This window comes from Mesorhizobium sp. USDA 4132 (assembly GCF_056279545.1).
Genome location: NZ_JBWCCP010000002.1, coordinates 1,597,503 through 1,610,782, shown reverse-complemented (window position 1 = coordinate 1,610,782; position 13,280 = coordinate 1,597,503). Strand labels below are relative to the sequence as shown.

The 13,280-nt window shown below is 63.9% G+C and carries 11 protein-coding genes and 2 pseudogenes; 2 read left to right on the top strand and 11 right to left on the bottom strand.

Annotated elements, in window-relative coordinates:
• Positions 1–136: 136 nt before the first annotated feature.
• A pseudogene (locus ACZ9IU_RS30335) lies at positions 137–1,305 on the top strand (IS481 family transposase); the annotation flags it as partial.
• A gap of 197 nt (positions 1,306–1,502) precedes the next feature.
• Here ACZ9IU_RS30335 and ACZ9IU_RS30330 read toward each other — a convergent pair.
• The 11 genes and pseudogenes from ACZ9IU_RS30330 to speB form a co-directional block, all read right to left on the bottom strand.
• The gene (locus ACZ9IU_RS30330; protein WP_040124084.1) at positions 1,503–2,003 is read right to left on the bottom strand and encodes a MarR family winged helix-turn-helix transcriptional regulator; all 501 of its coding nucleotides are present in this window, start codon (positions 2,001–2,003) and stop codon (positions 1,503–1,505) included.
• Positions 2,000–2,869 (bottom strand): fumarylacetoacetate hydrolase family protein, encoded by an 870-nt coding sequence (locus ACZ9IU_RS30325; protein WP_040124086.1) that lies wholly within the window; start codon positions 2,867–2,869, stop codon positions 2,000–2,002. The genes ACZ9IU_RS30330 and ACZ9IU_RS30325 overlap by 4 nt, the downstream gene beginning before the upstream one ends.
• Before the next feature lie 25 nt (positions 2,870–2,894).
• Positions 2,895–3,944 (bottom strand): gentisate 1,2-dioxygenase, encoded by a 1,050-nt coding sequence (gene gtdA / locus ACZ9IU_RS30320; protein ID WP_157885282.1) that lies wholly within the window; start codon positions 3,942–3,944, stop codon positions 2,895–2,897.
• Between the two features lie 124 nt (positions 3,945–4,068).
• Positions 4,069–4,971: an IclR family transcriptional regulator gene (locus ACZ9IU_RS30315; RefSeq protein WP_051900293.1), complete on the bottom strand. Its 903-nt coding sequence runs from the start codon at positions 4,969–4,971 to the stop codon at positions 4,069–4,071.
• Positions 4,972–5,030: 59 nt separating this feature from the next.
• The gene (locus ACZ9IU_RS30310) at positions 5,031–6,110 is read right to left on the bottom strand and encodes an iron-containing alcohol dehydrogenase (RefSeq protein WP_051900295.1); all 1,080 of its coding nucleotides are present in this window, start codon (positions 6,108–6,110) and stop codon (positions 5,031–5,033) included.
• Between the two features lie 112 nt (positions 6,111–6,222).
• Positions 6,223–6,993, bottom strand: a complete 771-nt coding sequence (locus ACZ9IU_RS30305) for a carbon-nitrogen hydrolase family protein (protein WP_040124087.1) — start codon at positions 6,991–6,993, stop codon at positions 6,223–6,225.
• Positions 6,994–7,005: 12 nt separating this feature from the next.
• Positions 7,006–7,800: an ABC transporter permease gene (locus tag ACZ9IU_RS30300; RefSeq protein ID WP_040124088.1), complete on the bottom strand. Its 795-nt coding sequence runs from the start codon at positions 7,798–7,800 to the stop codon at positions 7,006–7,008.
• A pseudogene (locus ACZ9IU_RS30295) lies at positions 7,797–8,652 on the bottom strand (ABC transporter permease). Before ACZ9IU_RS30295 ends, ACZ9IU_RS30300 begins: the two are co-directional and overlap by 4 nt.
• Positions 8,649–9,686 carry an ABC transporter ATP-binding protein gene (locus ACZ9IU_RS30290; protein ID WP_040124091.1) on the bottom strand — a complete coding sequence of 346 codons (1,038 nt, stop codon included), beginning with the start codon at positions 9,684–9,686 and terminating at the stop codon, positions 8,649–8,651. The pseudogene ACZ9IU_RS30295 and the gene ACZ9IU_RS30290 overlap by 4 nt, the downstream one beginning before the upstream one ends.
• A gap of 190 nt (positions 9,687–9,876) precedes the next feature.
• The gene (locus ACZ9IU_RS30285) at positions 9,877–10,965 is read right to left on the bottom strand and encodes an ABC transporter substrate-binding protein (protein WP_040124093.1); all 1,089 of its coding nucleotides are present in this window, start codon (positions 10,963–10,965) and stop codon (positions 9,877–9,879) included.
• Positions 10,966–11,039: 74 nt separating this feature from the next.
• Complete coding sequence (speB, locus tag ACZ9IU_RS30280) at positions 11,040–12,098, bottom strand: agmatinase (RefSeq protein ID WP_040125682.1); 1,059 nt, start codon at positions 12,096–12,098, stop codon at positions 11,040–11,042.
• Between the two features lie 172 nt (positions 12,099–12,270).
• On the opposite strand from speB, the gene gcvA reads away from it, so the two are divergent.
• Positions 12,271–13,212, top strand: coding sequence for a transcriptional regulator GcvA (gene gcvA / locus ACZ9IU_RS30275; RefSeq protein WP_040124095.1), 942 nt, complete (start codon positions 12,271–12,273; stop codon positions 13,210–13,212).
• Positions 13,213–13,280 lie beyond the last annotated feature (68 nt).

Sequence of the window (13,280 nt, the reverse complement as noted above, 5' to 3'; positions counted from 1 at the left end):
ATGCGCTGGTTCAAAATCGTGGCGGCTGCCCAACCACGGTCGTCATCCTCGGGTCGAGTGTACGGCCTTGATACATAGCTGACAGATGTTCGGAGACATGCCTGACACTTCCGGGATGATTTGTCGGGAGGTTGGCATGGTTTGGCGGTCGAGGTCAGTTGTGGATGAGCGTTTGGAATTCTGCCGGCTGGCAGGGCTGGAGGGGGCGAACGTCTCTGAGCTTTGCCAGCGCTTCGGCATCAGCCGGCAGACGGGTTACGTCTGGCTGCGGCGCCTGCAGGCGGGCGAGCCGGTGGAGGACCGCTCTCGCCGGCCGCATGCGAGCCCGCGGCGGACCAGAGCCGATCTCGAGCGCGTGGTTCTTGATATCCGTGACGAACATCCGGCTTGGGGGGCTCGCAAGATCGCCCGCCGCCTGCAGGATCTCGGGACTGAGCCGCCGTCTGCATCCACCGTCCATGCCATCCTGGTGCGCCACGACCGCATTGGGCCGGAGACAGGCGGGCGGCCGGCGCTCGGCCGCTTCGAACGTGAGGCACCCAACCTGCTCTGGCAGATGGACTTCAAGGGCCGCACGCAGCTCGTCTCAAGCCTCTGGTGCCATCCCCTGACAATCATCGACGACCATTCCCGCTTCGCCGTCGGGCTCGAAGCCTGCGCCGACGAGCGCATGCAGACCGTCCGCGGCCGGCTGGAGCCCATCCTGCGCCGCCACGGCCTGCCTATCGCCATCTATACCGATAACGGCAATCCATGGGGCACCGGCGTGCCCAACCAATGGACGAGGTTGCGTGTCTGGCTGCTCAAGCTCGGCATCGACCTCATTCATGCCAGGCCCTACCACCCCCAGGGCCGCGGCAAGAACGAACGTTTCCACCGCAGCCTCAAGGCCGAGGTCTTCGACTTCGCCGCGTTCGCCAGCCACACCCAAGCGCAACGAGCCTTCGATCGCTGGCGCGACATCTACAACCATTGTCGCCCCCACCAGGGTATCGACATGGCCGTGCCGGCCAGCCGGTACAGACCTTCACCGCGCCCGTTTCCCGACCGCCTGCCCGAACCGGCCTATGACAGCTCGGAGATCGTGCGCCGCGTCGGATCAACCAAGGGCTATGTCAGCTTCAAGGGACGCTTCTGGCGCGTGCCAAATGCATTCAGAACCGAATGCCTCGCCATCCGGCCGCTCCAGCGCGACGGCCTCTACGGCGTCTTCTTCGGCGCAACACAGGTCGCAAAAATCGACCTCAAAAGCCAGCACTGATTGTCAGGCATGTCTCCGAACATCTGTCAGCTATGTCCCCGGGCTTTACACTCGACCCGAGGATCCAGCGCCGCGTCTGCGGCGAAGGGCTCTTTTCACGCGAAGGACTTCGCGTGGATGGATCCTCGGGTCGAGCCCGAGGATGACGACGGAGAGGTTGGATAGCTGCGGAGAGGTTGGGATGGCTCTCCATAAAGGAAAGGAGAACGAGGGCAGCTTAGGGCCGCCGTATCGAGTCCCGCTACTCCACGTTCTCCTGCCCCTCGATCGCCGCCTCAGCGCCGGCAATCGCCTTGTCGAGCAGTTCCAGAAACGCTTGCCGCTCCTCGACGGACAAAAACCGCAGCAGGTCGGCCTCGTGCTGCGGCAGCGAGGTTTCCACCAGTGCGGCGGCGTCCAGCCCGGCCTTGGTGAGCCGCAGTTCGGAGACGCGGCCGTCATCGGCGGCGCGGTCGCGTTCGACGAGTTTAAGTTTGATGAGGGGGCTAAGCGTCTGGACCAGGGTCGGCGGTTCGATGCGCAGCCGCCTTGCGAGCGCGATCTGGCTGATGCCGGGATAACGGCGGATCAGGAGCAGCACGCCACCCTGGACCGGGGTGACCGCAAGCGAGCGAGCGCGAAACCAGTTCTGCCAGTGGATGCCGAACAACGCCTGCAGGCGGCGGATGCGGATGCCGACGACACCGTCGAGAAGGACGGCATGGCCATCTCTCTCTGCCGGTGCATTCGGTTCCAAACTCATGTCTTGTTCCAGTTGCCGTAGACTTTCACGTCCATCGCGCCGATGCCTTCGAACCTGCCGTGCAGCACGTCGCCGGGAGCGATCGGTGCGACGCCTTCCGGCGTGCCGGTCATGATGATGTCGCCCGGATAGAGCGTGTAGGCCTTGCTGGCGAATTCGATCAGCTTCTGGACGTTGAAGATCAGCATGCTGGTGTTCGATTTCTGTCGGCTCTCGCCACCGATCGTCAGTTCGAAATCGAGATTGTTCGGGTTCGGGATCTCGTCTGCGGTGACCATATACGGTCCGAGCACGCTGAACGTGTCGAGCGACTTGCGGTAGCTGCGCTCTTCAGGGCCGCGGATGGTGATGTCGTAACAGATCGCGTAACCGGCGACGTAATCCAGCGCATCGGCTTCCGACACGCGAAAACCTTTTTTGCCGATGATGACGGCGAGCTCGATCTCATGGTCGGTGCGGCGATCCGCCCAGTCGACGACGATGCCTTCCGAGGGGCCGACCAGCGAGCTCACCGCCTTCAGGAACACGCCGGCCTCGGCGATCGGCTTGATCTTCATGCCGTGATGCAACTGGTCGCTGTCCAGCACTTCGTCGAGATGCAGCCGGTAGTTGACCGGGGCGCCGACGATCTTGCCGGGATTGGCGATCGGGCTGAGAAGCGCGACTTCGGACAGCGGCTTCGAAGCCGCGGTCTTCGCCATCTCCTCCATGACTGGCCGCAGCTCGGCGAAATGGGCCATGAACTGGTCGCCATGGGGGAAGGGGTAACGGTAGTTCGGCAGGCGATCGAGGACGCTGGTGACATCCTTCACCTGATCGCCGACGACCACGCCGAGACGATTATCGTCGTAGCGGCAAAAACGCATGATTTCTCTCCCTGATGTCGTTCGCTCAGACGCGGGTGCGGTCTTCGCGGAAATAGCCCAGCTTCTCCTGCGCCACGCGGTCGGAGAAGCAGAATACGACGACGTCCTCGTTGGCTTTGAACGAGCGCCACGACCAGCCGGGCACGACGATCACGTCCTTGGGGCCGAAGTCGAAGGTTTTGGCGCCGATCGTGATCGAGCCGGTACCTTCGGCGATGCACATGACGATATGATCCGTGGAGCGGATCTTCGCCGTTTCCATGCCCTTCGGGAAATGGCTGAGCCAGGCGGACATGGTCGGCATCGTCCAGCCGCCGTCGATCGGGTTGGCATAGCGCAGCGTCGTGCCGATATGGGCGTCGATTTCTTCGCCACGCGAGGCGTGGTAGAGGGCTTCGCGGCTGCGCTCATAGGGATAGTTGAAGATCGGCGTCGTCTGGCCATAGGGGCTGGCGCCGCCGATCGGCAGCATGCCGGAACCGAACCGGGCAAGCGAGTCGCCTTCCGGCCGAAGCAGTTCCTGCTCGGTGTCATTGGAATCCTCGCGGAACACCGCTTCGAAGAAGGCGATCATCGGCACGTCGAGACCGTCGAGCCAGGCGGCCGGGTCGGAACCGTCATTGCCGTGGTCGTGCCAGGCCCAGACGGGCGTGATGACGAAATCGCCAAACGCCATGCGGGTGCGCTCGCCGCCGACGGTCGTATAGGCGCCCGAACCTTCCAGCATGAAGCGCAGCGCCGACGGCGTGTGGCGATGAGCCGGCGCCACTTCGCCCGGCATGATGATCTGGATGCCGGCATAAAGCGTCGAGGTGGCGCGCGACTGGGTCGGGAAGGCCGGGTTCTCGAGGATCAGCACCCGGCGCTCGGCCTCTTCGGCGGTCAGCAGGCTGCCGGATTCGAGGATCAGCGGGCGGATGTCATCGTATCGCCAGCGATGCGCCTGCGCCTTCGAAGTCGGCTCGGGCGGCAGCATGCCCTTCATCACTTCCCAGAGGGGGGCCATATTGTGCGGCTTGAGCCGCGCATAAAATTCTTCCCGTTTCGCAACGGTGGTGGCATCGATCTCGCGCATGAAATCCTCCTCCTCGGCTCCTCCAGCCGAAGATCGTAAGGTATACTAATTAATTTGGGGAGGTCAATTGCATTGGGATTGCCGCGGGCTCTCCTGATCTCCTCCCTTTGTGGGGGAGATCCGCCTATCGTCCCGCCGTGCTCTTCGCCCGCGTCGGCTTCGGTGGCGCGGGCGGCTTGACCTTGTCCTCGCCCTTTGCCCCGCGGCCGGGTGCGCCGAGCCGTTCGGAAAGCCGGTGGGCGGCTGCCATCAGGGCGTCGATCGTCGGTTTCTTGCGGGGGCCGGCGAGCTGTTTGTCGGAACCGAGCACGGTCATGGTCGCGACGATCCGGCCGCTATAATCGAAGACCGGCGCGGCGATAGCGGCGAAGCTCGAATTGATGCTGTTGACCGTCATCGCATAACCTTGGTGGCGCACGGTCTCGATGATCTTCTGGATTTCCTTGGTGCTGGTAACGCGCGGCGAGAGCGAGGCCGCGTCATCCGACGAATCCCGCTTGGCCGCGGCAATTTCGTCCTGCCGCACCGCCATGGTCTCGCTCTCGTCGAGATAGGTGAGGAAGACCTGGCCGGTCGCCGAGGTCAGGAGCGGCAGCACGTAGCCGAGGCGCACGGCAAGCGATCCCTGCCGCTCGCCGTCCACCTTGGAAACGATGCCCGGGCCGCGATCGCCCCAGAGTGAAAGATAGGTGGCGAAACCGGCGGTGCGCTGCAGCGCTGCGAGCTCCTCGCGGGCGAATTCCACCACGTCGAGCTGGCGGATGGCCGACAGGCCGAGCTGGATCGCGAAACGGCCAAGCCCGTAATGCCCGGTGACAGGATCCTGGAAGGCGACGCCCTCCTTGACGAAGCTGACGAGGTAGAGATGCGCCTTGCTGGGCGGCATGCCGGCGGCGGCGGCGATATCGCGCAGCGGCAGCGGGCCGTTCGCCGCCTCCATGGCGCGAATGACCTGGAAGCCGACCTCGATCGATTGAATGCGGCGCTGGGTCCATTCCACCGGCGCCTTGGTCTTATCTGACGGCATCCTAAATCCCCTGTGTTCCCAGTTGATTATATTTATATCTGTAGCAGGTCGAGCCCGCTTTAAACGTAGTTTTCCACAGCCCGGAAGGCGGCGGCCAGATCATTGGCATCGAGCATCCGCTCCTGGTTGACCAGGAACGGGCTTTTTGCGCAGGCTGCGCCAAGATTTTCGATCGCCGTATCGCCGATATCGGGCATGCCGAGGTCGACAAGCCGGCGCGGCATGCCGATCTCGTCATAGAAGCCGAACAGCGTCGTCAGTTCGTCCTCGGGGCGGCCTTCCGCCATTGCCTGCACCAGCGTGCCGTAGGCTGCATGTTCGCCATGCAGCGAGTGTTTTCGCACCGGCTCGATCGCCCCGAGCTCGGTCGCGACCGCATGGGCGATGGAGAGGCCGGTGTTTTCGAAGGCGACGGCGCTGAGCCAAAGGATGGCCTCGACGACGGCTTCGAGATCCGGCGTCACTTGGCCGGTGCCGGCCACCCGCACGGCACCCGGTCCGTGTTCGAGCAGCATCCGGTAACAGACGTCGCCGAGCATCACGCCGGTCTTCAAGGGCCGCGTGCCCTGCTTGGAAAGGCCGGTGCCCTTCCAGGCGCCTTCCGTCTCGAATTTTGCGGTCAGCGCATCGCCGATGCCGCCGAGCAGCAGCCGGGCAGGCGCCCTGGCGATGATCGCGGTGTCGACGATCACGAAGGCCGGGTTCTGGTCCATCTGCTCGACGGCGACCATCCTGTGATGGTCGTCATAGATGACGATGCCGCGGGTCGAGGGCGCATCGGTGGACGCGACCGTCGGCACGCTGACAAAGGGCAGACCGGTGCGGCGAGAGGCACCCTTGGCGACGTCGAGCGTGCGCCCGCCACCGATACCGACCACCACTTCGCCGCCCCTGGCGCGCACCATTTCGGCCAGGCGGTCCATTTCCCTGTGGGTGACATCCGCGTCGAAGGGGATGACGGTTGGCGTGATATCCTGCCGGTTCAGGGTCTCGGTGAGATCCGCCTCGATATGCGGAAGCACCACGGCGTCGCAAATCGCCACGACCGAACGGCCGAGCGTCGCCGCCTTTTCGCCGAGCTGGCTCAGGGCTCCCGGGCCTTGAATATAAAAGGCCGGCGCCCGGAATATACGTGTCATGCCTCCCCCCGGAATGCTGTAACGCCGAATGCTGTACAACATTATCAAAGGAAATGGGAGTTTGGCTAAGGTCTTATTGACTTGGGGTCGATTACTCCGGTCGGCCTGGAGTTCACACGAGATCGGCGAGGTAGGTGTTTTCCGCCCTCGACCGGGTGTAGGCCGCCGGATCGACCTCGGCGATGATCAGGGCTTCGCCCTCGGCGGGCGCCTCGGCAATCAGCTTGCCGTCCGGTGCCGCGATCCGCGACAGGCCGGCATAGGCGAACAAGTCGTCCGAACCACTGTGGTTGATATAGGCGACAAAAACCTGGTTCTCGAAGGCGCGGACCTGGATCATGTGTTCGGCGATGAACTGACCGGACCACCCGGTCGGCAACGCCGTCGGCACCACGACGAGATCGGCGCCGCCTTTCGCGAGCTGCCGGACGTTTTCGGGAAACTCGACATCGTAGCAGATCAGGAACCCGAGCCTAATGCCGCCGAGCGTTACCAGAACTTGGCGGCGGTCCTCCTGGGCGAACCATTTGCGCTCATAGGGGCCGTAGAGGTTGCATTTGCGGTAGACCGCCGTCTGCCCCATGCCGTCGGTGAAGAAGGCGCTGTTGAAGGTGTTTTCGAATGTCTTTTCGGCAAAACCGGCGACGATCGCCAGGCCACGTTTTGAAGCGATCTGCGACAACCGGCCGGTCACCTCGCCGTGCGCGGGCGTGGCGAGATCGGGAAATTTCTCCGCCGCGCCATAACCGGTCAGCGCCAGCTCCGGCGCGATCAGCAGCGCCGCGCCCATGGCGGCAGCTTCGTCAGCTGCCGCTTCGATCTTGGCGAGGTTCGCCTCGATGTCACCGACGACGGGCTGCATCTGGAAACCGGCGATTTTCATGGGCTTTTCCCTTTAGCGCTCGTCGGACATGGCGCCGAGCAGTTTCGGCAGGTCTCCGAAGCGTGCCACCAGACCGAAAATCACTGCCGCAATGACCAGGAACAGCACCGTGACCGCCGCCATGGTTGGCGTGTAGCCGTAGCGCAGCGCGTTGAAGATCTTGATCGGCAGAGTTTCCATGGTGAAACCGACGGTCATGTAGGCGACGATATATTCGTTCAGCGACAGAACGAAGGCGAAGGCATAACCCGAGACGAGATAGGGCAGGATCAGCGGCAGAACGACGGTGCGGAAAATGACCCGGTCGTCAGCGCCCATCGTCGCGGCCGCTTCCACCAGCGAACGGTCGATCGCCGAAAAGCCGAGCGACAGCGTGACAAGCGGCAGGGTGACGAAGAAGATGCCGTGGCTGATCACCGCCGTCCAGGCCTGGCCGTAGAAACCGGTGGTCGCCCAGAAGGTGAGGAGCCCAAGCGCGGTGATGACCGGCGGCAGGGTGAAGGGTGCGACACCCAAAAGCTGGAAGATGTTGGCCCAGGGGGCGACCCGCCGCCACAGGAACCAGGCAAGCGGCAGGGCGATCAGCAACGCCAGCAAAGCCGAGGAGGCGGCAAGCGTCAGCGAGGCGATCAGCGCATTGCGCCATTCGGCATTGGTAAAGATCTGGCCGTACCAGGAGAGCGAAAAGCCCTGCGGCGGAAAGGCGAGCGTCTGGCGCGCATTGATCGAGACGCCGGCGACGACGATCAGCGGGAGGGCCAGGAACAGGCCGACGACGAAGAAGAAAAGGCGGCGCAGCGCGGTCATTTCGCTTGCCTCTGCTTTCCGGCGTAAAGCGCAAGGCCCACCAGCGCCAGCGACACGAGCACGAGGAAAACGGCCATGGCGGCGGCAAAGGGCATGTTCGACTGGTAGATCGCCTGGTCAGTGATCAGCACCGACAGCGTCCACTGCTGCGGCCTTCCGAGCAGCTGCGGCAGCAGGTAGGAGCCAAGCGCGAAGATGAAGACCATGATCAGCGTTGCCAGAATGGTGTTGCGCAGCGCCGGCACCACGACGGTGAAGAAGGCCTTGACCGGTGAGGCACCGAGCGTGCGCGCCGCTTCCGTCAGCGTCGGGTCGAGGCGCACCAGCGCCGGATAGAGGACCAGAACCGTATAGGGGAAGGCCTGGTAGGTCATGGCGGTCATGACCGCCCCGAAACTCGGGGTCAGCGCCTGGGGCCTGGGCCATCAGCCCCAGCCAGACGAACAGGTTGGTAATGCCGGCGGTGCGCGAAAACAGCGTCGACCAGGCAAAGCCGATCATCACTTCCGAGAGCGACAGGATGGAGAGCAGCGCCACCAGCCAGACGATCTGGATTCTTCGCGCCGAGCGGGAGAGCAGATAGGTGAAGGGAATGCCGATCACCACGCAGGTGGCCGCAACTGCGATCGCCAGGAACAGCGAAAAGCCGAGGACCTTGCCGAAGAACAGGCTGAGGAAACGGGCATAGTTGTCGAACACGAAGGCGGGCGTATAAAAGCCGCCCTGTTCGCGCTGGAAAAAGGACACGGCGATCATCGTGGCGAACGGCACCACAAAGAACACGGTCAGCATGCCCGCCGGGAAAAAGAGCGGTCCGTAATCGGCAAGACGCTGCGGCGGTTCGCGTCTCATCTGGCAAGCACCACGCTGGTGGCCGGATCGAGCCTGATGCCGACGCTCTGCCCGACCGAGACGTCCGGCCGGTTGCGCGGCGAAGACACCGCGATCACCTGGGTGCTGCCCGCCTCCACGAAGGTTTCGATGGCGCCGCCGAGATCGCGGATGAAGGTGACGGTGCCGGCAATCGCGCCGTGGCCGGGGGCGGTGAGCTGCACATCTTCCGGCCGCACCGACAGCATGCCTTTTGCAGCACCTGCGGGCAGCGCGATGCCCTCGACCACCTCGCCGAGCACGCTGGCGCGGCCGGCGCTGTCGGCTGCGACGGGCAGGAGGTTGGTCTGGCCGATGAAGTCGGCAACGAAACTGTCGGCCGGGCGGCGGTAGATATCGACCGGGGCGGCCGCCTGGCGGATCTCGCCGCCGTTCATGACGACGACGGTATCGGCCATGGTCATCGCCTCGCGCTGGTCGTGGGTGACGACGATGGTGGTGATGCCGAGCCGCTGCTGCAGCTGGCGCAGTTCCACCTGCATCGCCTCGCGCAGTTTTGCGTCGAGCGCCGACAGCGGTTCGTCGAGCAGGAAGAGTTTTGGGGAGATCGCCAAGGCCCGGGCGATCGCCACGCGCTGCCTCTGGCCGCCGGAGAGTTTTGCCACGGAACGATCCGCGAAGCCCGGCAGATGGATCATCGCCAAGAGCTCGTCGACGCGTTTCTTCTGCACATCCTTGGCCACGCCGCGGATGCGCAGCGAATAGGCGATGTTCTCGCCGACCGTCAGGTGCGGAAACAGCGCCAGCGACTGGAAGACCATGCCGAGATCGCGCTTGTGGGTGGGTACCGCGGTGATATCGGCGCCGCCGAGCTCGATCGAGCCGCGCGTCGGAAGATCCAGGCCGGCGATCATCCGCATCAGCGTGGTCTTGCCGCAGCCGGATGGCCCGAGCAGGCAGACGAACGTGCCGTCCGGAACCGAAAGGCTCACGTCGTTGACGGCCGTGAAATTGCCGAACTGCTTCGTCACATGGTTGAGGTTCAATCCGGACATTCGGTCTCCGTACGTCTTGGCAGGGCTAGTGCCCCTCATCCGGCTGCCGCCACCTTCTCCCCGCTTGCGGGGAGAAGGAATATGCCGCACCGTCTCGGCTATCGCAAACTTGAGCGTTGGGCACGTCCCCTCTCCCCGCAAGCGGGGAGAGGGCTAGGGTGAGGGGCGGCCTTGGAGCGCGAGGCTGTGATCAGCCCGCGATCATCTCCGTCCACTTCTGGTTCAGGAAGTCGGACTTGGTCTGGTAGAGATCGTAACGCGGGATGATCGGCTCGATGTCGGAGGAGACCGAGGCGAATTCGGCGGCGGTGAGGTCGAGCAGGTCGCGCTTGACGGTCGGCGAGGTGCCGACCTTCCGCGACAGGGTCGCCTGGATGGCAGGCTGGCACATGTAGTTGATGAACGTGTGCGCTTCCTCGGTCTTCTTCGAGGCACGCGACAGCGCCCAGCAGCCACTGTCCTGGATGCCGCCTTCCTTCGGGAAGGTCGAGCGGACCGGGCTGCCTTGCGAGGCGGCAAGGCCGGTGACGTCGTGGTAATACTGGCCCATCGGGATTTCGCCCGATTTCAGCGCCTGTTCGAACTGCGCCTCGTCGCGATACCAGAGGCGGACGTTCGGCTTTACCTCCGAGAGCTTTTCGAGCGCCTTGAGGATGCCCTCGTCGGTATCCAGCGCCTTGGTGCCGCCCATGAAGGTCTTGGCGGTCACTTCGAGGAGGAAGGAGTTGGAGACCAGCGCCAGGAGGCCGAGCTTGTCGGCATTCGCCTTGTCCCACAGGGCCGCCCAGGACGTCGGGGCTTCCTTGTATGCCTGCGTATTGGTCACCAGCGTAATGTACCAGGAGACGGCGCCGATGCCGGCGATCTTGCCGTCCGGGTACTTGTTGACGAAGTGGTCGATGAGGTTCTTGGAATTCGGCAGCTTGGCTGCGTCGAGGGGCGCCCAGAGCTTGGTCGTCTGGCCCTTCAGCATCGCCACCTGCGACATCATCGAAACGTCAGCCGGAGCCGCACCCGCCTTGGCGGCCTGTTCGAGCTGAACCAGCCAGGCTTCACCGGTCGGCTCGGCGACGGATTCGATCGCGATACCGGTCGCCTTGGTGAAGTCCGGGAAGATGTTCTTGTCGAACGAATCCTTGAAGAAGCCGCCATAGACGCCGACCTTCAGCGACTTGTCCTGGGCGCGCAGCACCGAGGGCATGGCCAGCATGGAGGCGCCGGCGAGACCGGCACCGAGCACGCCGCGGCGTCCGAGTTTGGCGTTCAGAATGTCACGCATGATGTTCTCCTTTGTTTTTTAGGCCTGCCGGTGCTTTGCCGGCTGGCGAGTTCCCTTGTTGTCTGCAGTTTATGTCAGGCGCGGCCCTTCACGGAAGGGCTGAACACCATCAGGCTCAGAATTTCGAACAATATCTGAGCGCCTGCATGGGCAGTGTTGTTGGTCGCGTCATATTGCGGCGCCACCTCGACCACATCGCCGCCGACGATGTTGATGCCCTTGAGACCGCGGACCAGTTCCAGCACTTCGCGGGTGGTGAGCCCGCCGATCTCCGGCGTGCCGGTGCCGGGCGCAAAGCTCGGGTCGAGGCTGTCGATATCGAAGGAGAGATAGGTCGGGCCATCGCCGACGATTGTCTTGGCCTTCTCGATGATCGCGGGCAGCCCCATGCCGGTCACTTCCTCCGCATGGATGACGGTCATGCCGGACTCGTAGGAGAACTCCCAGAGATATTCGGCCGCACCCCGGATGCCGATCTGGATCGTCCGGGTCGGATCGAGCACGCCGTCGAGCACCGCGTTGCGGAACGGGCCGCCGTGGTGGAACTTGGTCTCGTCGAAAAAGCCGCTCGTATCGCAATGGGCGTCGATATGGATCATGCCAACCGGCGCCTTTTTGCCGACCGCCTTCAGGATCGGATGGGTGATCGAATGGTCGCCGCCGACCGAGAGCGGCAGCACGCCGGCATCGACGATCTGGCCCACCCGCTTTTCGATATCGTCATGGCTCATCTCCAGCCGGTAGCGGCTGCGGAAGGCGACGTCGCCGATATCGGCGACGTTAAGCTCATAGATCGGCGCGCATTCCATCACGTGGTTGTAGGGTCCGACACGCTCTATCGTGCGCAGCGCCCGCGGCCCGAAACGCGAGCCCGGCCGGTTGGTGACCCCGAGATCCATCGGCATGCCGACCATCGCCACCTGCAGGTCGCCGAAATCCGGGTTCTCCGCATCGAGCGGCCTGTAGGGCGCATCGAGAAGCGTGGGAATGCCCGCATAGGGCGCGACGCGGGTGCCGGCCTTGTCGAAGATCTTCTCGCCGACCTTTTTGAATTTCGGGTCAAAAATCTCGCCACCCCGGCTATCGAGGTATTTTGCGCGCAATTCGCCGAGCTTCTTCGCGTCGAATGTCATGATCGCCTCGCCTGTCTGCAGGGCCGCTTGTGCGCAGCCTAATTTTTGTTCCACCGGGCTTGCCGCCCTTGTTTTCATCATTATCCGTCAGGTGCGGGTGGAAAAGCAATTGAGATTGTTCTAGCAGTCAGTGTGAGAAAAACTCACACTTAGGTTCAATCCGAGGAATGAAATGACCAACCGGCTGCCGCCCCTCAACCCGCTTCGCGCCTTCGAGGCAACGGCCCGCCGCGGCTCGGTTTCTGCAGCGGCCCGCGAGCTCAACGTCACCCACGGCGCGGTCAGCCATCAGATCAAGGCGCTGGAAAGCTCGCTGCAGGTCTCGCTGTTCGAACGCGGCGCCAAGCGACTGAAGCTCACCTCGGAGGGCGCGCTGCTGCTGCCCGCCGTCAGCCAGGCGTTCGGCGAGATCGCCGCCGCGACCGCGCAGATGAAGCGGCCGGCGACATCGGGCGAGCTGTCGATCACCTGCGTACCGGCGCTGCTGTCCTTCTGGATCGTCCCGCGCCTCAATTCCTTCACCGAGCAGTTTCCGGGCGTCAGGCTGAAGCTCGCCGCCTCCAACGATCCGGCCGTGCTGCATTCTTCGGATGTCGACGTCGCCGTCCTTTATGGCGACGGCAACTGGCCGGACGCCTGGACGCGGCTGTGGAGCAACCTGCAGCTTTTCCCGGTCGCCAGCCCGACCCTGCTCAACAGCCGGCCGCTGCGTTCGATGCGCGATCTGGAAGACCACGTCCTACTGCATGGCGATGCGGACGGGCGTGAGTGGAACACCTGGCTTTCCGCTGCCGACGCCGTCGACCTGCCGCGCCGGCAGCAATATTTCATGGGCGACGCCCGGTTTTCGACGGAAGCGGCGCTGCATGGCCAGGGGATCGCGCTCGGCGATACGATCACCGCCAGCAAGCTGATCGCCCGCGGCGAACTAGTCGTGCCTTTCGACCTCAGCGTTCCGGCCAACGACGCCTTTTATGTCGCCTGCCGGCCGGCCATGCGCTCGGCGCCGATCGTGCGGGTCTTCATCGACTGGCTGTTCGCCTCGCTGGAGGCGGATCAGCTCGCCGAACCGCATACCTCCGCCCGCACCCTGTTGCGCAGCCGCCGCGCCTGATATCTATCCCGCACCTATTGTCCGGGCGATCAGGAGAGCGGAGTTTACCTCGTCGGCGAACCCGGCTA